General features: G+C 61.7%; 25 protein-coding genes and 1 pseudogene. 13 read left to right on the top strand and 13 right to left on the bottom strand.

Features of this window, described 5'->3' with window-relative positions; genetic code table 11:
* Positions 1-244 precede the first annotated feature (244 nt).
* The 4 genes from DCY11_RS08710 to DCY11_RS08695 all read left to right on the top strand — a co-directional run bounded on the left by DCY11_RS08710 (position 245) and on the right by DCY11_RS08695 (position 6,259).
* Positions 245-835 (top strand): tetratricopeptide repeat protein, encoded by a 591-nt coding sequence (locus DCY11_RS08710; RefSeq protein WP_159079913.1) that lies wholly within the window; start codon positions 245-247, stop codon positions 833-835.
* Between the two features lie 16 nt (positions 836-851).
* Positions 852-2,360 carry an efflux RND transporter periplasmic adaptor subunit gene (locus DCY11_RS08705; RefSeq protein ID WP_159079912.1) on the top strand — a complete coding sequence of 503 codons (1,509 nt, stop codon included), beginning with the start codon at positions 852-854 and terminating at the stop codon, positions 2,358-2,360.
* A gap of 12 nt (positions 2,361-2,372) precedes the next feature.
* Positions 2,373-5,507 carry an efflux RND transporter permease subunit gene (locus DCY11_RS08700; RefSeq protein ID WP_108682563.1) on the top strand — a complete coding sequence of 1,045 codons (3,135 nt, stop codon included), beginning with the start codon at positions 2,373-2,375 and terminating at the stop codon, positions 5,505-5,507.
* A 266-nt stretch (positions 5,508-5,773) separates the two neighbouring features.
* Positions 5,774-6,259: a ferritin-like domain-containing protein gene (locus DCY11_RS08695; protein WP_108682562.1), complete on the top strand. Its 486-nt coding sequence runs from the start codon at positions 5,774-5,776 to the stop codon at positions 6,257-6,259.
* Positions 6,260-6,301: 42 nt separating this feature from the next.
* On the opposite strand, the gene DCY11_RS08690 is transcribed toward DCY11_RS08695, so the two are convergent.
* The 3 genes from DCY11_RS08690 to DCY11_RS08675 all read right to left on the bottom strand — a co-directional run bounded on the left by DCY11_RS08690 (position 6,302) and on the right by DCY11_RS08675 (position 8,833).
* Entirely contained in the window at positions 6,302-7,066 is a 765-nt protein-coding gene (locus tag DCY11_RS08690) for a Crp/Fnr family transcriptional regulator (RefSeq protein ID WP_108682561.1), read from the bottom strand.
* A gap of 431 nt (positions 7,067-7,497) precedes the next feature.
* A complete protein-coding gene (locus DCY11_RS08680; protein ID WP_108682559.1) occupies positions 7,498-8,040 on the bottom strand; it encodes a sigma-70 family RNA polymerase sigma factor in 543 nt (180 codons plus the stop codon).
* Between the two features lie 241 nt (positions 8,041-8,281).
* Positions 8,282-8,833, bottom strand: coding sequence for a PRC-barrel domain-containing protein (locus DCY11_RS08675; protein WP_159079911.1), 552 nt, complete (start codon positions 8,831-8,833; stop codon positions 8,282-8,284).
* Between the two features lie 552 nt (positions 8,834-9,385).
* On the opposite strand from DCY11_RS08675, the gene DCY11_RS08670 reads away from it, so the two are divergent.
* Positions 9,386-9,544 (top strand): DUF3309 family protein, encoded by a 159-nt coding sequence (locus DCY11_RS08670; protein ID WP_069445693.1) that lies wholly within the window; start codon positions 9,386-9,388, stop codon positions 9,542-9,544.
* A 21-nt stretch (positions 9,545-9,565) separates the two neighbouring features.
* On the opposite strand, the gene DCY11_RS08665 is transcribed toward DCY11_RS08670, so the two are convergent.
* Positions 9,566-10,708 (bottom strand): YihY/virulence factor BrkB family protein, encoded by a 1,143-nt coding sequence (locus DCY11_RS08665; protein ID WP_245409317.1) that lies wholly within the window; start codon positions 10,706-10,708, stop codon positions 9,566-9,568.
* Between the two features lie 112 nt (positions 10,709-10,820).
* Here DCY11_RS08665 and DCY11_RS08660 point away from each other — a divergent pair, with 112 nt between their 5' ends.
* From DCY11_RS08660 to DCY11_RS15525, 3 genes are read left to right on the top strand one after another with little or no spacing between them, the layout of a single operon-like run.
* Positions 10,821-11,099, top strand: a complete 279-nt coding sequence (locus tag DCY11_RS08660) for a DUF883 C-terminal domain-containing protein (RefSeq protein ID WP_108682557.1) — start codon at positions 10,821-10,823, stop codon at positions 11,097-11,099.
* 12 nt (positions 11,100-11,111) lie between these two features.
* Positions 11,112-11,513 (top strand): hypothetical protein, encoded by a 402-nt coding sequence (locus DCY11_RS08655; RefSeq protein WP_108682556.1) that lies wholly within the window; start codon positions 11,112-11,114, stop codon positions 11,511-11,513.
* Positions 11,514-11,538: 25 nt separating this feature from the next.
* Positions 11,539-11,745 carry a hypothetical protein gene (locus tag DCY11_RS15525; protein ID WP_159079910.1) on the top strand — a complete coding sequence of 69 codons (207 nt, stop codon included), beginning with the start codon at positions 11,539-11,541 and terminating at the stop codon, positions 11,743-11,745.
* An 80-nt stretch (positions 11,746-11,825) separates the two neighbouring features.
* On the opposite strand, the gene DCY11_RS08650 is transcribed toward DCY11_RS15525, so the two are convergent.
* Positions 11,826-12,029: a CsbD family protein gene (locus DCY11_RS08650; protein ID WP_069445696.1), complete on the bottom strand. Its 204-nt coding sequence runs from the start codon at positions 12,027-12,029 to the stop codon at positions 11,826-11,828.
* A 165-nt stretch (positions 12,030-12,194) separates the two neighbouring features.
* Here DCY11_RS08650 and DCY11_RS08645 point away from each other — a divergent pair, with 165 nt between their 5' ends.
* The 5 genes and pseudogenes from DCY11_RS08645 to DCY11_RS08625 all read left to right on the top strand — a co-directional run bounded on the left by DCY11_RS08645 (position 12,195) and on the right by DCY11_RS08625 (position 16,154).
* Positions 12,195-13,103: an adenylate/guanylate cyclase domain-containing protein gene (locus DCY11_RS08645; protein ID WP_159079909.1), complete on the top strand. Its 909-nt coding sequence runs from the start codon at positions 12,195-12,197 to the stop codon at positions 13,101-13,103.
* A 33-nt stretch (positions 13,104-13,136) separates the two neighbouring features.
* Positions 13,137-13,975 (top strand): annotated as a pseudogene (locus DCY11_RS08640) (transglutaminase family protein).
* 170 nt (positions 13,976-14,145) lie between these two features.
* Positions 14,146-14,727 (top strand): sigma-70 family RNA polymerase sigma factor, encoded by a 582-nt coding sequence (locus tag DCY11_RS08635; protein WP_108682554.1) that lies wholly within the window; start codon positions 14,146-14,148, stop codon positions 14,725-14,727.
* Positions 14,724-15,386 carry a ChrR family anti-sigma-E factor gene (locus tag DCY11_RS08630; protein ID WP_108682553.1) on the top strand — a complete coding sequence of 221 codons (663 nt, stop codon included), beginning with the start codon at positions 14,724-14,726 and terminating at the stop codon, positions 15,384-15,386. Before DCY11_RS08635 ends, DCY11_RS08630 begins: the two co-directional genes overlap by 4 nt.
* On the top strand, positions 15,387-16,154 hold the full coding sequence (locus DCY11_RS08625) for an SDR family oxidoreductase (RefSeq protein ID WP_108682552.1): 768 nt from the start codon (positions 15,387-15,389) through the stop codon (positions 16,152-16,154).
* A 9-nt stretch (positions 16,155-16,163) separates the two neighbouring features.
* On the opposite strand, the gene DCY11_RS08620 is transcribed toward DCY11_RS08625, so the two are convergent.
* From DCY11_RS08620 to DCY11_RS08585, 8 genes are all read right to left on the bottom strand, one after another.
* Positions 16,164-17,336, bottom strand: coding sequence for a cyclopropane-fatty-acyl-phospholipid synthase family protein (locus DCY11_RS08620; protein WP_245409510.1), 1,173 nt, complete (start codon positions 17,334-17,336; stop codon positions 16,164-16,166).
* Positions 17,218-18,168, bottom strand: coding sequence for a DUF1365 domain-containing protein (locus tag DCY11_RS15905; RefSeq protein ID WP_159079908.1), 951 nt, complete (start codon positions 18,166-18,168; stop codon positions 17,218-17,220). Before DCY11_RS15905 ends, DCY11_RS08620 begins: the two co-directional genes overlap by 119 nt.
* A complete protein-coding gene (locus DCY11_RS08610; RefSeq protein ID WP_108683750.1) occupies positions 18,165-19,508 on the bottom strand; it encodes an NAD(P)/FAD-dependent oxidoreductase in 1,344 nt (447 codons plus the stop codon). The genes DCY11_RS15905 and DCY11_RS08610 overlap by 4 nt, the downstream gene beginning before the upstream one ends.
* Positions 19,509-19,618: 110 nt before the next feature.
* Complete coding sequence (locus DCY11_RS08605) at positions 19,619-20,023, bottom strand: DUF2177 family protein (RefSeq protein ID WP_108683749.1); 405 nt, start codon at positions 20,021-20,023, stop codon at positions 19,619-19,621.
* A gap of 123 nt (positions 20,024-20,146) precedes the next feature.
* A complete protein-coding gene (locus tag DCY11_RS08600; protein ID WP_108682549.1) occupies positions 20,147-21,481 on the bottom strand; it encodes an ATP-binding protein in 1,335 nt (444 codons plus the stop codon).
* Positions 21,478-22,059, bottom strand: a complete 582-nt coding sequence (locus tag DCY11_RS08595) for a PAS domain S-box protein (protein ID WP_108682548.1) — start codon at positions 22,057-22,059, stop codon at positions 21,478-21,480. The genes DCY11_RS08600 and DCY11_RS08595 overlap by 4 nt, the downstream gene beginning before the upstream one ends.
* Positions 22,056-23,072 (bottom strand): hypothetical protein, encoded by a 1,017-nt coding sequence (locus DCY11_RS08590; protein ID WP_108682547.1) that lies wholly within the window; start codon positions 23,070-23,072, stop codon positions 22,056-22,058. Before DCY11_RS08590 ends, DCY11_RS08595 begins: the two co-directional genes overlap by 4 nt.
* Before the next feature lie 2 nt (positions 23,073-23,074).
* On the bottom strand, positions 23,075-24,124 hold the full coding sequence (locus DCY11_RS08585; RefSeq protein ID WP_108682546.1) for an HlyD family secretion protein: 1,050 nt from the start codon (positions 24,122-24,124) through the stop codon (positions 23,075-23,077).
* Between the last annotated feature and the right edge of the window lie 2 nt (positions 24,125-24,126).

The following is a 24,126-nucleotide window of genomic DNA, read 5'->3' as shown; positions in this document are numbered from 1 at the left end:
GAAGCTGGTTCACCGCCTGCTGCTCATCTCAGCCATGCAGTCCAGGTGAACGACCATGCGCAAACGACTTTTGGTGCTTCTACTACCATTGCTATCTACGCCGTTGCAGGCACACGCGGCGTCCCCGCCGTGCGGCGGCAGCGAAATCGACTCATCCTTACCGCAATCAAAGCGCGTCGAGCAGCTTACGCGCGCAGCTCTCGCTTGCGTCAAGGCAGGCAAATCCGTCCGCGCGATCGCTTATTTGAGCGAGATCATCGGCGTCGATCCCAACCGTGCCCAAGCCTATCTCAATCGCGGGAACACTTTTGCGCGGTTGGGCGACTTCGAAGCGGGTCTCGGCGACTACGGCCGCGTCATCGCGTTGGAACCAAAACAGTTCGAGGGTTGGTACAACCGGGGCTCGGCCCGCGTTGCTGTGGGCCAATATGACGAGGCGATCGCCGACCTTACCGAGGCAATTCGGCTGAAGCCCAATGTCGGCTATGCCTACTGCAGCCGCGGTCTGAGCTATCTCCGGAAGGCCGAACGCGCGAAGGCGCTGGCCGATTTCGAGAAGGGGCTCTCGCTCTGGGTCGACATGCCTCTTTGCTACTACGGCCGAGGCGAGATTCATCTGGCGGACGGCAAGCATCAAGACGCAATCGATGATTTCAGCCGAGGCATCAAGTCCAAGCCGACGGCCGAGTCGCTCACGCAACGCGCGGCGGCCTACGAAACCATCGGCGAGATCCAGAAAGCCCTGAAGGACTATCGCAGCGCGCTGTCCCTACAGCCTCGTCTGAAAACGGCGGAGGCCGGAATCGCGCGGCTCACACAGAGCCGCCAAAACTGAACTTGTGGAGAACGACATGACGAAGATCACAACTCTCGCCCGCGCGTCGGCTTGCATCGCATTCGGCGCCATGGGCCTGGCCGCGAGCTCCGTCTGGGCTGAGGCGGACGGTCCCTCGACGACCAACGTTGCCGAGCCACAAGACGATCACGCGGGCCACGACCATGGAGATCACGGCCACGGAGATCACGACCATGGCGCCAAGGACGAACACGACCACGACGACGGGCATGACCATAAGAACCATGACCATGGTCATGACTCCAAGGAGGGACACGACGCGAAGGACGGACACGACGACGAGGTGGGACATGATGCCAAGAAAGGACATCGTCACGACGACGGCCATGACCACGACGACGAGGAAGGCGACAACGGACACGAAGGTCACGACCACGGTTCGGACGATTCGCATGGCCACGGGTCTGACGACCATTCGAGCCACGAGGGTCATGACGATCACGGCGGCGTCGGCCTGACCCAAGAGCAGATGGACCGGTTCGACGTCCGTATGGTGGCTGTCGCGGCTGGTCCGATCCCCGTTACCATCGAGCGGCCCGCCGAAGTCATCTACAACGAGAATGCTTTGGCGCACGTTGTGCCACGCGTTCCCGGCATCGCCCGCACCGTTGAAGCAAACGAAGGTGATCAGGTCGCGGAAGGCGACGTGCTCGCCGTTCTGGACAGCCGCGAACTCGCCGATGCAAAGGCGGCCTATCTGGCGAGCCTCGAACGCCTGGCGCTGGCGAAGGAGAACTTCGATCGGGCAGAGGCGCTCGTTGGAAAGCGGATCGTTTCCGAGAGGACGCATCTTACGGCCAAGACGGACTTTGCCGAGGCTCGAATCAATTTACGCAGTGCTCGGCAGAAATTGCTGGCACTCGGTATTGGCGAGTCACGCCTCAAAGAGATTGCCGAGCAGGACGAAGCCGATCTGACGGCCTATGTCATGCACGCTCCCCTCGGCGGGACGATTGTCACTCGTCACCTGACACAAGGCGAATCGGTATCGATTGACCGCGAGGCTTTCATCATCGCGGATGTGTCGACCGTGTGGGTCGACATCAGCATCTATTCCCATGATCAGGAGCGGGTCGAGCAGGGACAGCCCGTGACCATCACCACCGACGGCGGGCTCCAGGTCGACGGCAAGGTTGCGTTCGTGACGCCGAATGTCTCGGAAGAGACACGGACGGCAAACGCGCGCGTGGAACTGGAGAATGCTCCAAAGCACCTGCGGCCCGGCATGTTCGTGACGGCACGGATCGCTTTGACCGCGGACTCCGTCGACGTGCGTATTCCGGCCTCCGCCCTGCAAACCCACGAAGGGCAAAGGGTTGTCTTCGTTCGGGAAGGCGAGGATGGGCCACTGAAGCCACGGCCTGTCACGCTCGGCCGCAGCAATGGCGAGCACATCGAAGTTCTCACCGGGCTAAAGCCCGGCGAAGCGGTCGTGGCCGAGGGTGCGTTTCTCGTGAAGTCTCAGCTTGCCAAGTCGGATTTCGACGACGGCCACAACCACTAGCCAGGCTTATAGATGCGCACGTTTCTCGAAGCTATCCTCCGCCAGCGGCTACTAGTCTGCATCATCGCTATCGGCGTCTTGGTTGCGGGCTTCCAGAGTTACAGGACTCTGCCCGTGGACGCGTTTCCCGACGTGTCACCAACACTTGTTCAGGTGTTCACCGAAACGGAAGGCCTCGCGCCCGAAGAGGTCGAACGCTACGTCACTTATCCGATAGAGGTAGCGATGAATGGTCTTCCCGGACTGAAGACCATTCGTTCCATCTCCAATTTCGGCCTGTCCGTAGTCAATGTGTACTTCGAAGACTCGACGGACATCTACTTCGCGCGTCAGCTGGTCGGAGAGCGGCTGCAGACCGCTCGCGAGGAAATTCCGGACGGCTTCGGCGAGCCCGAGATGGGGCCGATCACCACCGGCCTCGGACAGATCCTGTTCTACTACGTCGAGGACACGCAAGGATCGCGCACGCCCGAAGAGATGCGCGAGATCCAGGATTGGATCATCAAGTTCAACCTGCAGACGGTTCCGGGCGTCACAGAAGTGCTGTCGCTCGGCGGCGAGGTGAAGCAGTTCCAGGTCCAGGTCGACCCGCAAGCGCTGCTGCGCTATCGGCTCGGCATCGGAGATGTGGTCGACGCGGTGAAGGCCAACAATGGAAATGCCGGCGCCCAATACATCGTCAAGAATTCCGAGCAGTACCTTGTGCGGTCGATCGGCCTCGCGACCGGAATAACCGACATCGAAGACACCATTCTGAAAGTCTCCGACGGCGTTCCCGTAAAGGTACGCGACATCGGTGAGGTGAAGATCGGCGGCGAAGTGCGCCAGGGGCTGGCCACAAAAGACGGCGAGGGAGAAATCGTCGCAGGGCTCGTACTCAAGCTCATCGGCACCAACACGTCGAAGGTCATCGCGGACGTCAAGGAGCGGCTCGACAAGATCAATGCGGCGCTCCCCGAGGGCGTGCGCGTGGTGCCCTATTACGATCAATCCAAGCTCGTGCTGCGCAGCGTGGAGACGGTCAACAGCGCCCTCGCACAAGGGGTGATACTCGTCGTCCTGGTGCTGCTCGCCTTCATGGGCGGGCTGAGGCCAAGCCTGGTGGTTGCCTTTGCCATCCCATTCTCGATTTGCGTTGCCTTCATCGTCATGGGTGCGACGGGGCTGTCGGCAAATCTCATGTCCTTGGGCGGCATTGCCATCGCCATCGGGATCATGGTCGACGGCGCAATTGTCATCGTCGAGAACGTCGACCGCTATCTCAAGGAACAGCACACCGCGCTGTCCAAGCGGGAGATCGTCGCGCGCGCCTGCGCCGAGGTCGTGCGGCCCATCGCTTTCGCCATCGCAATCATCATCGTCGTCTTCCTGCCGCTCTTCACGTTGCAGGGCTATGAAGGCAAGACCTTCCGGCCTCTCGCCTTCACCGTTTCCCTGGCCATGCTGGGCTCGCTGTTGTTTGCAATCTTCGTCGCCCCGGTTTTGTCAGAGATGCTGATGAAGCGGCCGAGCTCCCAGGATCGGGACAAGGTCAGCTTTGCGGATCGGCTCTTGAACGGTCTGATCGGCGCCTACAGGCCGCTGATCCAGATGTTCGTACGGAAGAGGCCCCTCGCTATCGGGCTCGCGGTTGCAATTCTCGCGGTAGGACTTGCGATCTTCCCCCGGCTGGGCTCGGAGTTCGTACCGAGACTCAACGAGGGCGACCTCTTGGTGCGCGTTACCATGGCGCCGTCCATCGCCCTGGAGGAGGCCCGCGAAACGGTGACGCGCTTCGAGCGGCAATTGCTGGAGACATTTCCTGAGGTCGACCGTGTCGTTTCGCGTGTTGGACGCGGTGAAGTCGGCGCTCATGCGGATCCGGTCAACAACGCAGAGGCGTTTGTTGGGTTGAAGCCACAAGACGAGTGGCCGGGCAAGCTTACGCCCGCGGAGCTGTTCGCGGCCATGAGCGAGACGTTTGAGAGTTTCCCCGGCGCAAAGTTCAACTTCACCCAGCCCATCGCCGCCGCCGTGGACGAGTTGCTCACCGGCACGAAGGCAGAGCTTGCGATCAAGCTCTTCGGCGACGACCAGGATGTGCTGCTGGAGAAGGCCGGAGAGATCGAACAGGCTGTACGTAACGTGCCCGGTGCGGCGGACGTACAGAAAGATCAGGTTACCGGGACGCCGCAGCTCCAAATCCGGGTCGATCGTGGGCAAATCTCCCGGTACGGGCTCACCATCGACGACGTGCAATCAGCCGTGCGCACGGCGATCGGCGGCGAGACGGCGGGACAGGTCTTCGAGGGCGTCAGGCGTTTCGACATCCTTGTCCGATACGACGAGGGTGCGCGCACAACGCCCGAAATGATCCGGGAACTTGTTGTCCGCACGCCGTCCGGTTTGCTCATTCCCCTACGGCAGGTGGCCGAGGTGGCGGAGATCGTGGGGCCCCGGCAGATCACGCGGGAGAACACCCAGCGCTTCATCACCATTCAAGCCAATGTACGCGGGCGCGACATCGGCTCGTTTGTCGCGGAGAGTCAGGATCGGATCGCCGAAACAGTCGATCTGCCGGCAGGCTATCTCGTCGAGTGGGGCGGACAGTTCGAGCTACAGCAGGAGGCCAACCGAAGGCTCGCCATCGTGGTGCCCATCACGCTTGGGCTCGTCTTCCTGCTCCTGTTCATGAACTTCGGCTCGCTGCGCGCGTCGTTGCTGATCATGCTCAACATCCCTCTCGCGCTGGTCGGCGGTGTGGTCGCGCTGTGGCTCGCGGGCCTGAACCTTTCCGTGCCGGCCTCAGTTGGCTTTATCGCCCTATTCGGCATTGCCCTCGAGAACGGCATGGTGCTCGTCACCTATCTCAACTGGCTTGTCGAAGAAGGAAAGCCGGTGGACGAGGCGAGCGTTCAGGGCGCCTGCATGCGCCTCCGTCCCGTGCTGATGACCGCACTGACAACCGCGCTCGGGCTCATCCCACTGCTCTACGCCACCGGCGCCGGCAGCGAGGTGCAAGCACCGCTGGCCACGGTCGTGGTCGGCGGCCTTGTCAGCTCCACCGTGCTGACGCTCCTGGTGATACCCGCCGTCTACAAATGGTTTGTACCCGGGCCCTTGGGAGCATCGATGGCGCCGCAAAAGGCGGACGCACCGGCCGAATAGCCAATGTCCGCTGTGGGTCACAAGCGGACATTTGAGTCCCGCCCCTCTCCGCCAAGCCTCTCCACCAAGTCATTCTCCGCCACGTCAGCCGCACAGGATCCGTCCTGCCAGCGGCCCATATCCGGTCCGCTCCGACTAGGATGGACCGCACGCACTGTCTCTAGGGACGCGCTGTCGATCCCATCAAACGCGGAACACTCGCACCTCCTTCGTGTTGACGAGGCCCAGTCCCGGCTTGGGACCCAACACGACAAGAGGATGACGCAGTGAAAACTCTGGAAGGCTTATTCAAGCACTTTCTCCGCGACATGTATTACGCGGAGAACAAGATCCTGGACAGTCTGCCGAAGATGGCGAAGGAAGCCGATGCGGCGGAACTCCGCGATGCGTTCAATGCGCACCACAAGGAAACCAAGACGCAGGTCGCTAACCTCGAAAAGGTCTTCAAGGCCTTGGACCTCAAGCCGCGCGGTGTGACCTGCGAAGCGATCAACGGCATTATCGACGAGGCCAAGGAAATCATGAAGGAGTGCGAAGACCCGGACGCTCGCGACGCCGGCATGATCGCCGCCGCACAGGCCGTCGAGCACTACGAGATCACGCGCTACGGCACGATGGTGGCCTGGGCGCAGCAGCTCAAGATGCCGAATGAAGCAAAGCTGCTCGCGGCCAATCTCGACCAGGAATACGCGGCCGACAAGAAGCTATCGATGCTTGCCGAGAGTGCGCTCAATAAACAGGCCGTCGCCTAACGGCCGCTCGAGACTTCCGAGAGGGGCGCGTTGGCCGGGAGACTAAATGAATGGGCGCACCGGCAATGAGGTGAGCTCGTCATTCGCGGCCCGGACGAGCCCCTCGAGGTCTTTCACATGAAGGATCGGTGGGTGCCAGTCGATCAGGTTCTCGCTCGTGAGCTTCTTGATCGTCTTGTTGGTGTGTACGTGCGAGAGACCGAGCGCATCGGCCAATTGTTGCTGCGTGAACGGAATATCGACCCTGCGCCCGCGCGCCATGCCGAGCTGTTGAATCCGTTGGAAGACGTGCAGCAGTACCGAGGCGACCCGTTCAATTGCCGTGCGGCGTCCCACGGTCAGCAGATTCTCGTCCAGAATGAACTGCTCGCGCGCCGCAAGCCAGGTCAGGTCGAATCCGAGATTGGGATAGTGCTCGTAGAGCTGCCAGACCTTCTCCCGCGGGAACACGCACAGCACGACGTCGGTCAATGCTTCGACCGAATGATCCATCTCGCCGAACATCGACGATTGAAGGCCGAAAAAATCTCCGGGAAGTCCGAAGTTCAGGATCTGACGCCGGCCGTCGTGGAGAAGCTTGTAGCGGAATACCCACCCGGACAGGACCGTATACAGGTGCGCGCTGTTGTTCCCCTCCAGGAAGATCGTCGTTCCCGCGTCGGCGACCAACTCGCCGCCCTTGAAGGTCTGAACGAAGTCCAACTCCTCTTCGGTGAAAGCCCGAAAGGCTTCGTTGCCCCGAAGCGGGCAGTCCTTGCATTTGATTTGCTCTGTATTGGGGGAGCGGCCCGGCGGTGTAAGTGTCATGGCCCAGGTCTCAAGGCAAACGGCGCGCGAAAGTCTAGTCGACTGTCTATGGGAGGTCACCTTCAACTTATGGCCAGTGCGGCCACTCCTCTAGGACCGCCCATTTGAAATGCCAAAGGGCGATCGTCGTGCCGTTTGCGGCACCTTGTCCCTCCGGCTTTCGTATCCGCGCGGAGCAGAAACGGCGAATGGAAAACCGCTAAGCGGTCGAAGAGTCTTCCGGCGCCGAGGGACGGCCCCTGACGATCTCCGCCAGTCTCTCGGGGACCGGCTCATCCAAAATGTGTTGCCCGAGGCCTCGGAGCATTTGGTTGATCAACCACAGGGCGGCCACTTTGCGTCTCAAGTCGGGATCCGCTGCGACGTGGGCGGCAAATTTTGCGGCCTCGCGCGCCGAGAGCCGACCGTCCACGAACTCGTGGATGTTTTCGTCAGAGGGCCTCAGCAACGATCCTACTTCGTTCAATTGGGCGCGGCACGCCGTCATCCATGAGAGAGGCCAAACAGGCACGCGCACGCGACAGTCGCGATTTGATCGTTCCCATCGTCACCCCGAGAACCTCCGCCGTCTGCTCATATGTCATCCCTTCGATAACGACGAGACTCAGAATTTCGCGGTGATCCGGGCTCAGGGACATGAAGGCACGTTCGAGCTCCGAAAGCATCAAACTGTCTTCCTGCTGGGCCGGAAGCTGCTGTGGCGCCGCCGTTCCCAGCTCCTTGAGGGATACCCGCTCCCGCTTGGCTCTGCGGCATTCGTTGAAGAAGACATTTCGGAGAATGACGATCAACCAGCCTTGAAGGTTCGTGCCCGGCTGAAACGAGTCGATCCTTGCGATCGCCCGCGCAAGACATTCCTGTACAAGGTCGTCCGCCAATTCGATATCGCGCGCGAGAAAGCGCGCGTAGCGCCGTAACATCGGAATTTCCGATGCAACCTGCGAAACTGTCTCGGTTTGTGTGCTTTCCCGCATCGTGGCTTTTCCTAACCGCCATAGGTGGTCCGGCGACCGGGCAAAGCCGATCGATGGACTGCAGCACGAGCGCGGTCCCTCAAAGCGCTGATGCGCATGAGCGAAGTTGTTTCCAAGAGAGAGTGCGGATTGCATGAGGGGGCAACACCCGCACCCCACGTTCGTTCCCTCGGCAAGATCCAAGAAGTTCGCCGAGGCTTCGCTTGGAGTCATAGCAAGCCGGTGCGGGATCCGAATTAAGCTATGCTAATCGCGCCCCAAAAAGCCTGGGGCCGTAAACTTGCCTTCGATGGGATGCCGTCGGGCGTGTCCGGACGGCAAAAAGGGCCGCCTCGCGAGCGACCCTTCTTGGCACTTGACGGGCGTTCAGCCGCAACTGGCTCAGAGCCCTTGATCGGCAACCGCGACTACTCGGCCTTTGTGTCGGACTCCATTGTGGACTCGTCGTCCATCTTCTTGGCTTCGGTATCGTCGTCGGCCTTGGGGCGGCAGCCGGTGTAGCGGCACGCTTATAGGCAGACGCATTCATCAGAGCGTCTTTGTCGGCGTTGAGAACCAGAAAGAAATCGTCGTCGTCATCGGCCTCGCGAACCATATTGAGGCTCGACATTTTCACCGCAATGTCACGTTCGCCGATTCCCAAGAAGCCACCGACGCCGACGATCACGGCCTTCACCTCACCGTTCTCGGTCAGGATGACGTCGTCGATTTCACCGATGTCGTCCCAGTCGGGTTTCGACGCCGTCTTGTCATCCTCTTTGCTCATGTCCTTGTCGGTCGCATAGACGCGCATGCCAATGAGCTCCGAGGCATAGATGTCACCGGCTTCGTTTTGCGCGACGGTCCCAAAAGGCTTCGCGTCTTGGCTGGCTGCCAACGCAGGTGTCGCGAGCGTTAGGGCCAGCGCTGTCGTTACGAGAAATCGCATCACGTATAGTCTCCTCAATCCATGATGATGATCGTGCAGTCTCGAACACAGTTCGTGTTCTCGTTCGCAACACCATGCGCAGGGCTATGTTCCGACAATGCGCCGGGCGACTTACGACACAGGTCGTTTAGTGAGTGGGCGTCGCGGTGAAGCAGTTGCCAACAGCCCAACGTGCGGCATGCAGTGCGCCAGTCGCCGTCGTGCGCATGGAACAAAAGCAACAGTCCCGTGTTGCCTGTCGAAGCATCAGAAAAGGCAGGAGAGCACCATGCACAACATCTTCTACATCATCGGGGTCATCGTCGTGGTGGGCTTCATCCTGTCGTTCCTCGGCATTTTTTAGGACGAAGCCTTCGCGCATCGACGGTTTCCGCCTGGACACCAGTCACTCTCAAAACAAATTAGGAGCACTACGACATGAGCCTTGGGACAATTCTCGTCATCATCTTGATCCTCGCCCTGATCGGCGTGATCCCCAATTGGGGCTACAGCCGCGGATGGGGTTACGGTCCAACGGGGATCGTCGGCCTCGTTCTCGTCATTGTACTGATCTTAGCCTTGCTCGGACGGCTCTGACGCCCCGAACGCGGACGCGCTCTAGCGGGCCTTCTCAGCGCCAGGCCTTGCCGACCGTGTCCGCCATGACAGCGCCGCGCGCTCCGAGCGGTTGCTCGGGCGCACGGTCGTGTCTTCCGCAGTCTGGTGCTCGAGCTCGGCATTCAGTTCCGCGCCGAACAGCACGACGATGACCGAAACCCAAAGCCACATCATCAACCCGATGACAGCGCCGAGTGAGCCGTAGGTCGCGTTGTAGTTGGCGAAGTTGGAGAGATACCAGGAGAACAGGCTGGACGCGGCCAGCCAGCACAGGGCCGCGAACACACTGCCGATACTGAGCCACTGCCACTGCGCGGCCGTGCGGCTGGGACCGTAGCGGTAAAGCAGCGCCAGCCATACCAGCACTACGATCAGCAGCGCCGGCCAGCGCAGCAATGAAATGATCCGCTCGTTCATGGATTCCAGCCCGAGCCATGGCATCACGAGCGGAGTCACCACGACCGCCGCCAAGGCCAAGAACACCAGGACGAGACTGCCGATCGTGAAGGCGAAGGAGACCAGCGTCAGTTTCACGAAGCTGCGCTTCTCGCGCTCGTCGTAGACGACGTTCAGCGAATCGATAATCGCCTTCATGCCGCCGTTGGTGCTCCAAAGCGCGAACGCAAGTCCGATCAAGAAACCAAGACCGAGCGACCCGGACCGCGCCTCCGAGACGCGCGTGACCTGGTCCCGCACGATTTCGACGGCGTCGTTGGGCACGACACCAGCCAACAGGGAAAGCTGCGCGTTGATCTCGGCGGGATCGGATACGAGGCCGTAGAGCGAAACCAGTGCCGTCAGCGCGGGGAACAGAGCGAGCAGCATATAGAAGACGACGCCCGCGGCCACGGCGAGCAAGCGATCGTTCTGCAGCTGGTTGTAGATACGCCACAGCACATCCATCCAGCCCTTGCCGGGGATGCCGGTCGGGGACGAGGCCGCGCGTCCGCGGCCGGCCTCGTTCTTCCGGCTTTCATGAAAATGGTGGGGCTCCTGGGAGGGCCGCAGGTCGCTGTCGTCCGGCTCTGCTTTCGATGCACCTGTGCCCGGATCCCTGCGGGACCTATCCAGTTGGAACGCCAGGGCAAAGAGTCCTGCGAGCAGAGCAATGTCAGTGACCAAAGAGTTGCGACTGTTCCTCATGGTTCAGGATCTTCCGACACGTTCCCCGGTGTTTCAATCAGACGCCACACAGAGAAGGGAACAATGCGCACAAGCTGGTGTTCCCAAAGCATTCATGACCAGGGGAGATACGATGTCTACTGCAAGACCCGGCCAAGGTGGAAACGATACGGCAGCTGCGGCGCGCGAGCACCTCGACAAGCTCGTCGACGAAGTTGGCAAGATACAGTCCGAGTTGAGTGCCATGGGCGCGAAGGTCAGCAAACTCGCAAGCGAGGGCCTGAGCCGCGCTCAGGAAGGCGCTGCGGAAGGCGTGCACGAAGCGGAAGAAGCCGTGCGGCGCAACCCCCTGGCCGCCCTCGCGATCGCCGTGGGCCTTGGCCTGCTGCTCGGCGCCTTCATGCGGCGATGAGAGCCGCGCGCAATGATCCTTACGCTGATTTCACAAGTCAAGCAGCGCATCGACAACTCGATCAGCGCGGTCGTGCACAAGGTCATCGTCATCGCGGTTGCGATCGTCTGTCTCCTGTTCGCCGCAGCTTTCGGTCTCGTTGCCGCCTACTATGCGCTCGTCGATTCGATCGGCCTCCGTCCCATCGAAGCCGCAGGGATCGTCGCGGGATGTTTGCTGGGATTGGCGCTTGTGGTTCTCGCCATCCTGCCGTTGGCAGCGCGCACGAAATCGCGCGAAGCGGCTGCCATTGCGGCGCCGGGCGAGGCTCTGGCGCTCGTCGACAAGGGGCTTTCCCGTGCCACGCAGCGCGTCGGAGCCCTGCCACTGGTGGCGATCGCATTCGTGTCGGGCTTCCTGGCGACAAGACGGTAGCGCCGCGCCGAGCGAGACAGCACGCATGGAAAAGCTCAGTGATCACGAACTACGCAGCGCGCTTGTGAAGCCCGATCTGAGCGCAAGGAAGCGCGCCTACGCCAGGGAGCTTCTGCGGCGGCGCTGCGACAAGAGCGGCAAGCATGCATGGCGAAAACTCTGGGTCGGGGCGCTCTACTGGGTCGGCTCGTGCCGCGCCGCGCTTTCCCAGCGGCTTTCGAGCGCACGATGAAACGGCAAGCGACGGCTCTTACAAAAAAGGGGCAGCCTCTCAAGGCCGCCCCTTTAGATAGGAGGGAGGGTTTGCGCGGGCTATCCCGAGATGCTTTTCATCCAATCGTCGACTTGCCGCTCTGCCTCTTCTTTGGCCACGCCATAGCGCTCTTGCACCTTGCCCACGAGCTGGTCGCGGCGCCCTTCGACGACATCAAGGTCGTCATTGGTCAGGTGGCCCCATTGCTGTTGCGCCTTACCGCGCAATTGCTTCCAGTTTCCTTCGATCTGATCCCAGTTCATTTCCTTCAATCCTCCTTGCGATGCAGTTGGATGCTTTGAGAACATCAAAGGCGCTGTCATGTTCCCACCGAATTTGGGGCGCACGGAACCGGACCAGCCGCATGGGAATTGTCAGTGCAAGGTCCTGCAGGGTGAGTGCAGATGTCACACGATTCGAAAGATCTAATGGAACCCGTACCTACATCGCCGCGTATCGAACGGAAGCTCGTCGGCATACTGGCCGCCGATGTGGTGCGTTTCTCGTCTCACATGGAGCATGACGAGGAGCGAACGCTGCAGCTTCTGACGGAGCGCCGGAAATTGATCGATGAGCTCATAGAGGCTCACGCCGGTCGAATCACGGGCACTGCCGGCGACAGCGTCGTCGCGGAGTTTGCGAGCGCGGTGAATGCCGTCGACTGCGCCGTGAAGATTCAACGCGAAATCATGCGTGTGAACGCCAAGGAGGCGGAGCATGACGGCCTGTCCTTTCGGATCGGCGTCAACGTGGGAGACGTCATGGTGAAGGATGCCGATATTTTCGGCGATGGCGTCAACGTCGCCGCGCGGCTCGAGTCGCTGTCGGAACCGGACGGAGTTTGTCTGTCGCGCGGCGTACACGAATATGTGCGCAAATTGACGAACTACGTCTACGCCGACTTGGGCGAGCAATACGTCAAGAACATCGAGCAGCCGGTAAGAGCCTACCGTATCGTGTTCGAGGATGGCGAACCCGTCCTATCCGAGGAGGACACACCCAGTCAGGAAGCGCTCGACGTGGAAACGCATGAACCGCCGGAATACGAGCTTGCCTTTTGGGAAAGCATCCGGGACGGCGATGTCGTCGCCGAGTTCGAGGCCTATCTCGACAAGTATCCGGAAGGGGCATTTGCCGCGCTCGCTGCCGAGCGCCTGAAGGTGCTTTCCGAAAAGGAAGGTGAGCCTGAGCTGCCGGAGGCGGATCCCGTCGAACTTGCCTACTGGGAGAGCATCAAGGACAGCGAGAACGCCGAGATGTTCCAGACCTACTTGGAAACATACGCGGAGGGCGCCTTCGCCGCCATTGCCCGGCTGAAGGTCGCCGAGCTTCGCTAGCAGCGTCCCTCTCACCCAAGGAAAACGACGCGGATGACCGTCAAACTCGGTTGCAACCTGAACTATGAGGTCACGGCGGATACGATCTTCGTATTCAATGTCGAGGTCGCGCGCCTGGCAACAAATGCCAACCTGAATGATACGGTCACGGTCAGTCAGGGCGTCAATGTCGAGTCCTACGACACCCCGGGTCTCGGGAACCGCTACTTACGCGTTCCGGCTTCGCCGGGCACGTTGTCGCTCCACTATGAGGCGGACCTCACTCTCGATGTCGTGAGAGCCGATCCGCAGACATTGGCCGAAGTGCCGGTTGCCGCGCTGCCGTTTTCACTGCTGCCCTACCTCTTGCCGACGCGCTTCGTACCCTCGGATCGGGTTGCGGGATTTGCGCAGGCAGAGTTCGGTCAACTCCCCAAGGGTCATCAGAGAGTCAGCTCCATTTGCAACTGGATCAACGATCATATCGCCTATATGCCGGGGAGCAGCGACGCGGAGACCACGGCGGCGGAGACAATCATGAACCGCGCGGGCGTGTGCCGCGATTTTGCGCATCTCGGAATCACCTTCTGCCGCGCACTCGGCATCCCCGCACGCTACGTCACATGCTACGCATTCGGCCTCTCGCCCCCGATTTTCATGCGGTGTTCGAAGCCTATCTCGGTGACCGCTGGTGGCTGTTCGACCCGACGCGGCAGGCCGCCCTTGATGGGCTGGTCAGGATCGGAGTGGGGCGCGATGCCGCCGAGGTCGCGTTCGCGACGCTGTTCGGCAGCGCCACCGCTTCGCCGCCCGAAGTTTGGATCGATCGCTCGGATCAGAGCCCCGGCGATCCGCGCACGACCGACGCAATCAGCCTCGAAGCGCTCTCGTAGCCAAGCCAGGTCCCAGGCTGGATCGGCGCGCTGCTTCTTGGACGGAGTATGTCGGCGATCGCCCTGCCCTGTTCCCGAGCCGAAAAACCAGGCGTCGTAGGTGATCCGCGGCACCCCGTGTGTCGTATACTACCCACGCAACAACGACAGGACCTGGCGGCATTCGAGGAATGAGCGCGGCCCAACCATTGTCAACGTGCCCGGAAGACAACCTGGACGATCGAACGCTCGTCGTGCGCGTGGCGCAGCATCGCGACCGTGAGGCGTTCCAACGCTTGTTTCTGCATTTCGGACCGAGAATCAAAGGGTTGATGATCCGGAGCGGCAGCGACGCCGATACGGCGGAAGATTTGGCGCAAGAGGTGATGCTGACGCTTTGGCGCAAGGCCGGGCTCTATGCGCCCGAAAGGGGCACGGTAAGCGCCTGGGTTTTCACCATCGCCCGTAACGTCAGGATCGATCGCCTACGCCGGCAGTCGTCCCGGCCCTATGAGGACATTGCCGACCTCCAGCTGGAAGCACCGGATGCAAGCGGCGAAGAGGAAACGGAAATGCGGCAGCGTGAGAGGCTGGTGGGACAGGCTCTCGCAGACCTGCCGCCCGAACAGCGCCGCGTGGTCGAATTGTCGTTCGTGGAAGATATGCCGCAGGCGGAAATCGCGACGACACTCGGCCTGCCGCTCGGAACAGTGAAGTCCCGCATGCGCCTTGCGTACGGAAAGCTGCGGGAACGCTTGGAGACTTTAAAATGACAATCGTCCATCATCCCGACACCGCCACCTTGGTGAGCTACGCCGCGGGCAGTCTCGATGAGGGATTTGCGACCCTGGTCGCGGCCCATATCGCCACATGTGACGCCTGCCGCGCTGCACTGCGCGAGATCGAAGATGTCGGCGGCGCGGTGCTGGAGAGTGTCGAAGCATCGCCCATGAGCCCCGCCTCGCTCGATCGGGCCCTCAGTCTTCTCGACGATCACGCCGACGCGCCGCCGGCACGCACCAAACCTCGGCCGAAAGATACGCGGCCGGGCGTCCCGGGCCCGCTCGCGCGGCTGCTCGAATGCGGCCTCGACGACATTGTCTGGAAGAAGGTCGCGCCGGGTGTCTCCAAGCATGTCCTTCCCGTCTCCAAGACGGCGCGCAGCACGCTGACTCTGTTGCGGATTGCGCCCGGGACCAAGATCCCGGACCACGGCCATGGCGGCATGGAACTGACCCTCGTTCTCGAGGGGTCCTACCGCGACGTCTTCGGGCGGTTCGGACCGGGCGACATCGCCGATCTCGACGAACATGCCGAGCATCAGCCCGTGGTGGACTCGCCGGAGGCCTGCATCTGCCTCGTGGCCACAGAGGCGCCGACGCGCTTCAAGGGCTTTTTCAGCCGCTTGCTGCAGCCCATCGTGGGGATCTAGGTGACCGACACGCCGGCGCTCCCATGGCGCACCGCCTGGATTGTCGGCGCGAGCTCCGGTCTAGGCGCCGCGCTCGCGAAGCTGCTCGATGGACGCGTCGAGACCGTCGCCATCTCCGCGCGCTCGGCCGATAACCTCAACGCCATGCAAGAGGCCTCGCAAACGCTCATCGCTTATCCGCTCGATATTACTGACGCGAACGCCGTGGCGCGATGCTATCAGGACATCGAGGACAAGGCCGGAAAGATCGATCTCGTGGTTCTTTCCGCCGGTACGTGGGAAATGGTCCTGCCGCCCGATATCGATCCGGAGGTGTTCAAGAGTTCCATGGACGTTAATTTCATGGGCGTCGTGAATGTACTCGCCCAAGTGGTTCCCGACATGATGCGCCGCGAGGCCGGGCAGATCGCGATCATCTCGTCCGTCGCCGGCTATCGAGGGCTGCCAAAGGCGGCGGCCTACGGCTCGACCAAGGCAGCGCTCATCAACGTCGCAGAGTCCTTGCATCCGGAACTCGCGGCGAAAGGCGTGACGTTGTCGATCGTCAATCCCGGCTTTGTGGACACGCCCATGACCGCGGTAAACGACTTTCCGATGCCGTTCCTGATGCCGGTGGACGACGCGGCGCAGCGGCTCCTGCGCGGGCTGGAGCGCAAGGCATACGAGATCACCTTCCCCCGCCGCTTCACCTGGGCGATGAAGCTGATGCGGCGGCTGCCGAACGCCGTCTATTTCTGGATCGTGCGGACCTTCATGCTCCGCCCATAGGGGCCGGGGTCAGTCGCGGGTCAGGCGATAGAGGCCCACGTCGATCGATCCCTCCAGGAAGCCCGCCTCGCAATACGCAAGGTAATAGAGCCACTTGCGGCGGAACCGCTCGTCAAAACCGAGCGCCTCGATTTGGGCCCACGCCGCCTCGAAGCGCACGCGCCATTCGGAAAGCGTTCGTGCGTAGGAGGGACCGAATGCAAGGACAGGCTCGTAGTGGAAGCCGGCGGCGCGGGCCTGTTCGGCGAGGATACTCTTGGTCGGCAACATGCCGCCGGGAAAGATGTAGCGCTGAATGAAGTCCGGCTGACGCCGGTAGGTCTCGAAATGCGCCTCGCCGATCGTAATCGCTTGCAGTGTGGCGGTGCCTCCCGGCTTGAGACGATCGTGCAGGGTCCGGAAATAGCGCGGCCAATTCTGTTCGCCGACGGCCTCGATCATCTCGACCGAGACGATCCGGTCATATAGGCCGGTCACGTCGCGATAGTCTTTCAGATCGAAGCGCGCCTGTTCATCGAGCCCTTCCCGTTCGGCGCGGGCCCGAGCATGAGCCAATTGCTCATGAGACAAGGTGATGCCGTGCACCGAGACGCCGTGATCGCGGGCGGCTGCAAGCGCCAACGCACCCCAACCAGCGCCGATCTCCAACATGCTCATGCCGGGCTCGAGCCGAAGCGAGTCCAGGATGGCGCGCAGCTTCGCTTCCTGCGCGGCTTCGAGCGTCGCGGTGCCGTCCTCGTACAGCGCGCTCGAGTAGAGCAGCTCCTTGTCGAGCCACGCCTCGAAGAAGGCATTGCCCAGGTCGTAGTGCTCGGTGATGTTGCGGCGGCTCCCCTGCCGCGTGTTGCGACGCTGAAAGTGGCCGATCCGATCCAAGACACTCGCACTGAACAAGGAGCGCCCTGAATCGTTGAGCGCAGCCTGGTTCCGCAACACAAAGCGGAACAGGCCGACAAGATCGGAGCAGTCGACGTCGCCATCCATGTAGGCCTCGGCAAAGCCGAGCGCGCCCCGGCGAAACGCCTTTCGCAAAACCCTATAGTTCTTGAGGGTAAGCACGGCATCATGTGGACGGTCGTTGCCGAACCGCACGCGCTGACCGTTCGGCAGCACGATCGAAAGCGAGCCGATCGGCTGCCACGTCAGCAGGCGTTCGCCGATGCCGACGACGACGCGGGTCAAAAGGTCGAGCGCCAAGGGCGCCCGGCCGGCGGCAATCGAAGTGTCCGTCATTGGTCTCCGTGCTCTCCTGGTGTTGGCGCAAAGGCGATCGTGGATCGGGGCGCCGTGGCCGCTCAACGAGCCGCAAGCCTTTGAGCCAAAGCTTGAGCGCTTCGTAGTGAATGGCGGCGATCACCTTGACCGACAGCCAGCCGGTTCGTGCCAAGGCCGCCGCGAGCGTTGCGTCGGTCAGCGCCGAGCGCTCGCCACGGAAGAAGGCCTTCAGCAGCGGCCGCTCCTCCGTGTGAAGGGCTATGCCGATCGTGATCTCGTCCTCAAGCGGCGTGACGTGGAAACTGTAACGCCCATCGACGCTGTTGAACGGCGAGACGTAGAACGTCTTTCCGCAGCTTTGATGCAGCGTATCGCTGCCGCCGGATCGCACCGGCACCACATAGGTCTGCCGCTCCCCGAACGTGTTGTTCACCTCGTACACGATCAGCGCCGGGGCGCCGGACGCATTCAGGCCGAAATAGATCGTCACCGGGTTGAAGCCGTAGCCCAGCACGCGCGGATAGCAGAGCATCCGGAAACGCTCGATGCCCGCCACGCCGCTCTGATCGGCGATGCCACGCAGATAGGCCGCAATTGGCGTCCCGTCGCCATGATTGGCGTCGTGCAGGCTGCAGACATTGAAGCGATTATAGGAGAAGAGACGCAAGCGACGATCGAGATCGGGAAGTTCGTCGCAATCGATCAGAAGCGAGAAGACGTGATAGCGGAGCGCATGATGAACGGGGCGCACACGCTTGTGCACGACGACACCGTTATAGAGCGCCGACGCGGACATCATTCCGCCGCCACGAGGGGCACGGTGCCGGCAGCGCCGGCATCGTGTGTGATGTGGATACGGTCCGACTCGCCGGACACCGACCATGGCCGCCGCACGCCGCCGAGTTGTTCGGCAACTGCGAGTCCGCTCTGCAGCCCGTCCTCATGGAAGCCGTAGCCGAAATAGCTGCCGCAAAACCAGGTGCGATCCTTGCCCTGCAGCGACCAGAGGCGGCGCTGCGCCGCGATGGCGTGTGCGTCGAACACCGGGTGGTCGTAATCGACCTCCAAGTCGATCGCCTTGGGGTGGATGTCCCATGGCGGATTGAGCGTCACGAACAGATCCGTCTTGGTCGGCAGGTTCTGCAAGCTGTTCATCCAGTACGAAACGCACAGCTCGGACTCCAAGCCGTGCCCGCGCTTGATGTAGTTCCAGCTCTGCCAGAGCCGGCGGCGGCGCGGCATGAACCGCGGGTCGCGGTGGAGCACCGCATGATTGCGCTCATAGGCGAACACGCCAAGAAGCTCCTGCTCCTTTGGAGACGGAACGGCGAGCAATTTTAGCGCTTGATCCGCATGCGTCGCAATCACCACGTGGTCGAACATACGGACAATGCCCCGCGCGTCCTCCACGTGGACGCAGGATCGGGCGCGGCCGATCCGCCGGACCGGTGAACCGACGGCCGTTTCGAAGTCGCCGTCGTCGAGGAGGCGGTCGATGTAATTCTTGCTGCCGCCGGTAACGCTCCTCCACGCGGGGCGGCCGGCTGCCTGCAGCATGCCGTGATTGGCGTAGAAGTTGACGAAGGTCGCCGCGGGAAAGTCCAGCATGCCCGCCATCGGTGTTGACCAAATCGCGGCGCCCATGGGCAGAATATGATCCTCGATGAAGGCATCGGAATAGTTCTCGGCCCACAGGAATTCGCCCAGCGAAAGCCCTTCCGGATGGCGTTCCAGCGCGCCTTGCGCCGTGCGGAAGAACCGGAAGAGATCGGATACGAGCCGCCATTGGCGCAGGTTTGCGAGATTGGAGAGCTGGCCGAAGAGCCCTGGGCCGCTGCCGGCATATTCGAAGGCGCCGTCATTGGCGGAAATGGCAAAAGTCATCTCAGTGGATTCGGTGCGGACGCCAAGATGAGCGAAGAGTGCGGTCAGGTTCGGATAGTTCAGCTCGTTGTAAACGATGAACCCCGTATCGACCGGCACCGGTCCATCGGCCGTCAGCGCGGTCGTCGTGTGGGTATGGCCGCCGAGCCGATGATCCTGCTCGAACAGGGTGACCTTGTGATGCTTGGAAAGCAGCCAGGCCGCGGAGAGACCCGAAATTCCCGATCCGACAACTGCGATATTGAGAGGAGCCATGGTCACCTTGATTGACGGCAGCACTGGAACCGTTACGGACCGTTCGAAAGCTTGGATCACCTGCTGGGGGCAGATTGTGCGACGGCGTTTAGGACGGAGCCGCACGCTCCTTATGCGCCGGCAAGCGTCCGCGTGGCGCAATAGCCGGCAACGGCGGCGGTGCCCGTGAGGAACGTGCCCCAGGCGATATCGACGACAGTGACAGTCGGGCTCCAGCCTTGCAGCGTGGCCAGATTGGTCATGTCGTAGGTGGCGTAAGCGAAGAAGCCGAACATAGCGCCGTAGAGCAGCGCCGTTTTCCACGTGCCGCCCTGCAGTGCGGGAGCCACCGCGAAGATGACCACGCCCGCGATAAAGATCAGATAGAAACCGATCGCCGCACCCACATTGAACTTCTCGAGAAGGAGCGGGCCAATTTCCTGCTGGTAGAGTGGCTTGGCGACATATCCCAGCCAGATGAAGTCCAGCACAAGAAAAGCGAGCGCGGTTGCCACATAGGCAAGAGCATAGGTCATGGAGCGGTCCTGGGTGTTTGTCCGTATGCCCACTACGGCAAGCGGCCCGATCCGGATCACTGGTATCGCCCGAACGGGGGCTCCTCTGTGGGCTTGGCCGACCCGTGCGGCAAGCAGAAGCCGTTAGGCCGACGAGCCGCCAAGCTTGTCGAGCGCGCCGGAATTGTCGTCGTCCACGCGTGGGGCACCGTCCGTCCACTTGCTCATCATGGCCATGAGAGTGACCGGCGTGATCGGTTTTGGCAGATGATCGTTCATGCCGGCCTCCCGGCACGTCTCCCATTGCGAGGCGAGAGCCTGTGCCGTCATGGCGATGATCGGAAGGTCCGCAAAACCGTCCATAGCCCGAATGGCGCGCGTGGCCTGGAGGCCATCCACCTCCGGCATCTGAACATCCATCAGCACGATGTCGTAGTTGCCGGTCTTCACGGCTTCGATCGCCTCGGCTCCGCCGGTCGCCTCGGACACGACATATCCTTGCGGCGCGAGCAGTGCCGCAACCAGATCGCGGTTGAGATCCACATCATCAACGACAAGCACGCGTGACGAGGAACCGGCGGCCTGGAGTATGTCGGCACGGTCTTCGTCGGCAAGCGCCCTGGCATCCTCACAAGGCAGGGTGAGTTCCACCCACACCGTCGTTCCCTCACCCTCCACGCTATCAACGCCGATCTCGCCGCCCATGAGCTCGACGAGGCGCTGCGATATCGCAAGCCCCAGCCCGGTGCCTCCGTAGCGGCTGTGAATCGACGAGTCGGCTTGTGTGAAGCGCTGGAAGATCGATTTCACCTGCTCCGGCGAAATACCGATCCCGGTATCGCGAACCGCGATGCGCAAATGCTGATCCGAGCCGGGCGGCTCCGCCGCGGATATCGCAACGACTACGCCGCCCTCCGACGTGAACTTGACCGCGTTGTTCACGAGGTTGAGGAGCACCTGGTGAAGCCGGACGGGATCGCCGAAATGGGCTTCGCCAACGGCTGCGCCCTTTTCGATTTTCAGCTGCAGATTTTTCTCGTCCGCCATCAGGGACACGCTGGCAACGACGTCTTCCACGAGCTTGGGCAACGAGAACACGACCGGATGCAGGCGCACGGCGTCGGCGTCCAGGCTGGAGATGTCCAAGATATCGTTGACCAGAGCGAGGAGGGCCTGGCTCGAGGACGTGATGATCTCCGCAAAACGGCGATTCTTTGCGTTGAGATCCGAACTCTTTGCGAGCAACCCGGCGAACCCGACCACGCTGTTCAGCGGCGTCCTGAGTTCGTGGGTCATGTTGGCCAGAAACTCGGACTTCGCGACCACGGCCGCTTCCGCCTCCACGCGCGCTTTCTTCAGTTCCTCGTTGGAGCGCGTCAGCCGCGCGATGAACCGCTCCTCTTTTTGCCGCTCGACAGCCTTCTTGCGTGAGATGTCGCTGGTCATGCCGAGAAACAGCTGCTTGTCGCCCACTTTCATGGGGACACGCCGAGTTCGATCGGAAAGGTCGTGCCGTCTTTACGGCGCGCCTGGACCTCTCGCCCTTCGCCGATGATCTGGGCCTTGCCCGTGTCCAGATAGTTCCGGATGTAGCCGTCGTGCTCGCGCCGATAAGGTTCAGGCATCAGTATACGGACGTTCTGTCCGATCGCTTCCTCCTTCGTGTAGCCGAACATCCGCTCGGCGGCCGGGTTGAAGCTTTGGACAATGCCCGCCTCGTCGATGACGATAAGACCATCGAGCGCGGTCTCCATCACCGCCGAAAGTTGCGTGTTGAGCTCGCCGAACTGTTCGTTGCTCTCGGCAAGTTCTTTGGACCTCTCGCGCAGCGCCGACTCGCGATCGCTGATCTCGTCCGCCATTGCGCCGAACGCCCGGGCGAGGTCGCCGGTCTCGTCATTGCGCTCGCGAACGTGGCTCAGATCGACGTCCCGGCGCCCGCGGCCCAAGCTCACCGCCGCCGCCGTGACCTCCTGGAGCGAACGCGTCGTAAAGCGCGACCAAAATACGGCGAGCGCCGTGCCGCCCAGGATGAAGGAGACAGCCGACAGGATCACCCAGACGGTATCTGCGCCAATCTGCCGGCTAAGCCCCGTGTCTGCGGCAACAACGCCGAGTGTGAGAAAGCGATCCGGACGGTCGCCGTCGATGGAGACGCGCTTCTGGTAGAGCTGGGACTGACCGTCGGCGCCGATGACGACCGTCTCCGTGTCGGCATCGATGTCGTTGAGACCCGGGAATGCCTCTTGGATAAGATGACGTTGGCCAAGGTCGAAGCCAAAGGTGAGCGCCGCATTGGATGGTAGAGGTAATCGCCGGCAGCATTCGCGACCACCAGTGTCTGCCCGCTCTGCAGCACGGCAGCCATGCGCGAGAAATACTCTTGGGCATTGGCGTTGATGACGATCATGCCGAAGATCTCACCAGTCTTCTCATCGAACACGGGGGTCGTGGCACGAACCGTGGGCCGATGGGGCACTTCGAGCGTGCCGTATTCGCGGTTCAGATTGAACGCGCTCAGAAACCGTTCGCCGGGCTTCAGTTCCAGGGTGCGCTCGAAATACGGGCGTTTGGCTTTGGATTGAAGCTCGTTCTCCGGAGTCCGCCGAATACCGTCATCTGTCTTTTCCACGCGCACGATCTCAAGACCATCGCTAGATGCAGAGACAAACCGGATCTGGAAGTACTCGGACCGCGCCTCGAGGAAGCTCGTGAAGATGTGTGCCAGGCGTTCGCCCCAGAGCACCTCAGTGGAGCCATCCAGCGGATCGATGCCGCCGCTCTCCCGTGTTCGGATAAGGCCCTGGATCGGCGGCATAGTCGATAGGATAGTCGTGTCCTGCTTCAGGCGATCCAACGAGGCGCCCAGGCGGACCGAGGCACGTTCCAAGGCCTCGGAGGTCGAAAGCGCCTCCATCTCGTCAACGGCGGTGGAGCTTGCCATGTACATGAGCGCGGCGACGCCGAGCGCAGTGAGCGTTCCGAAGATGGAAGCCCCAAGCGCCATTTTCGCCGCGAGGCTGAAGCGCGTTCCCGGTGGCGCGGTGGCGTTATCCCGCTTCTTGGACATAGCTAGTCCTGGGTACGTTCGGCGTCGAACAGATTGCGCAGGTGCTCGCGAGCCCCGCTAAATTTAGGAAAGCGGGACACGCCGACCTTCTGGTTCAGCGGAAAGGGATCGCCGCTCGCAAGACTGATTTTCGCGAGCTGATTTCGGTCCGATGGTTTGAACGTGTTCTGAAACTCTCGGGGCAGCATGTCGGTTACCGGCAGAATCTCAGTAATGGTTCCGGCGGTCGACTCGCGGCCGTCGGTGACGTGCACCTCCATCCCCACCGAAATCGGGAACAGATAGCGGCGCGGCAGATAGGCCAGCACGTAGGGCTTGCCCGAATATACGGACAAGATCGGCTCGCCCGGCCGGTAGACATTGCCGACCGAGGGAACCGTCGCGCCGATCGATCCGCTCACCGGAGAGCGGACGGTACCGTCGGCATAGAGTGCTTCGACCTTGGAGATTGCGTCGGCAGCGTCCTCCAACGCATCGTCGAGGGACTCGAGTTCTTCCTCGAGAACCTGCCGCTGCGTCCTGAGGCTCACGCGATCACGGTTTGCCTCGTAGCTCACCTTGAGCGCTTCCTGGTAGCGCGCCGACGTTACGAGCTTTGCGGCAGCCAGGTCGTCGAACTGCTTAATGGTGTTGACTGCTTCGTCTGCGCGCCGCTCGGCCAGGGGCAATAGCTGCGCTACGCTTTCCGCGCGCACCTTGAAGTCCGTCGCCTTCGCAACTAATTCGGCCCGCTTGGTCGATAGATCCGCCAGGCGCTCCAAAATTTCCGTCGACTGAAGATTTAGAAGAACGCTTTCCGCCTCGACGGACTGTCCTTCCCGGACGTCGACGCGCTCCACCCGCGCCACGAACGGGGTCGCGATGACATTCTGATCGCGCAGCACGAGGCCGTCTGCCCTCAGAAAAACGTAGTCGCCGAAGAGATAGTTCGCGACGAACAGCCCAAAGACGAACAGGAGGACGAGATATATCGTCCGCCCCGTCTTGCTGCGGATGACACGCTGCTCGTTGGGGATATTGTCCGGACGCTGACGATTCTTGAGCGGTCTCATGA

The organism is Methyloceanibacter sp. wino2, from assembly GCF_003071365.1.
Classification (GTDB): Bacteria; Pseudomonadota; Alphaproteobacteria; order Rhizobiales; family Methyloligellaceae; genus Methyloceanibacter.
Note: the sequence above shows the minus strand (reverse complement) of the source record. Positions and strands in the feature narration are given on the sequence as shown.

Coding starts and splice junctions, on each gene's coding strand:
- DCY11_RS08705 (WP_159079912.1), top strand. CDS start 852: ATGACGAAGATCACAACTCTCGCCCGCGCGTCGGCTTGCATCGCATTC.
- DCY11_RS08700 (WP_108682563.1), top strand. CDS start 2,373: ATGCGCACGTTTCTCGAAGCTATCCTCCGCCAGCGGCTACTAGTCTGC.
- DCY11_RS08690 (WP_108682561.1), bottom strand. CDS start 7,066: ATGACACTTACACCGCCGGGCCGCTCCCCCAATACAGAGCAAATCAAA.
- DCY11_RS08680 (WP_108682559.1), bottom strand. CDS start 8,040: ATGCGGGAAAGCACACAAACCGAGACAGTTTCGCAGGTTGCATCGGAA.
- DCY11_RS08675 (WP_159079911.1), bottom strand. CDS start 8,833: ATGCGCGTCTATGCGACCGACAAGGACATGAGCAAAGAGGATGACAAG.
- DCY11_RS08670 (WP_069445693.1), top strand. CDS start 9,386: ATGAGCCTTGGGACAATTCTCGTCATCATCTTGATCCTCGCCCTGATC.
- DCY11_RS08665 (WP_245409317.1), bottom strand. CDS start 10,708: ATGAGGAACAGTCGCAACTCTTTGGTCACTGACATTGCTCTGCTCGCA.
- DCY11_RS08660 (WP_108682557.1), top strand. CDS start 10,821: ATGTCTACTGCAAGACCCGGCCAAGGTGGAAACGATACGGCAGCTGCG.
- DCY11_RS08655 (WP_108682556.1), top strand. CDS start 11,112: ATGATCCTTACGCTGATTTCACAAGTCAAGCAGCGCATCGACAACTCG.
- DCY11_RS15525 (WP_159079910.1), top strand. CDS start 11,539: ATGGAAAAGCTCAGTGATCACGAACTACGCAGCGCGCTTGTGAAGCCC.
- DCY11_RS08650 (WP_069445696.1), bottom strand. CDS start 12,029: ATGAACTGGGATCAGATCGAAGGAAACTGGAAGCAATTGCGCGGTAAG.
- DCY11_RS08645 (WP_159079909.1), top strand. CDS start 12,195: ATGGAACCCGTACCTACATCGCCGCGTATCGAACGGAAGCTCGTCGGC.
- DCY11_RS08635 (WP_108682554.1), top strand. CDS start 14,146: ATGAGCGCGGCCCAACCATTGTCAACGTGCCCGGAAGACAACCTGGAC.
- DCY11_RS08630 (WP_108682553.1), top strand. CDS start 14,724: ATGACAATCGTCCATCATCCCGACACCGCCACCTTGGTGAGCTACGCC.
- DCY11_RS15905 (WP_159079908.1), bottom strand. CDS start 18,168: ATGATGTCCGCGTCGGCGCTCTATAACGGTGTCGTCGTGCACAAGCGT.
- DCY11_RS08610 (WP_108683750.1), bottom strand. CDS start 19,508: ATGGCTCCTCTCAATATCGCAGTTGTCGGATCGGGAATTTCGGGTCTC.
- DCY11_RS08605 (WP_108683749.1), bottom strand. CDS start 20,023: ATGACCTATGCTCTTGCCTATGTGGCAACCGCGCTCGCTTTTCTTGTG.
- DCY11_RS08600 (WP_108682549.1), bottom strand. CDS start 21,481: ATGAAAGTGGGCGACAAGCAGCTGTTTCTCGGCATGACCAGCGACATC.
- DCY11_RS08590 (WP_108682547.1), bottom strand. CDS start 23,072: ATGTCCAAGAAGCGGGATAACGCCACCGCGCCACCGGGAACGCGCTTC.
- DCY11_RS08585 (WP_108682546.1), bottom strand. CDS start 24,124: ATGAGACCGCTCAAGAATCGTCAGCGTCCGGACAATATCCCCAACGAG.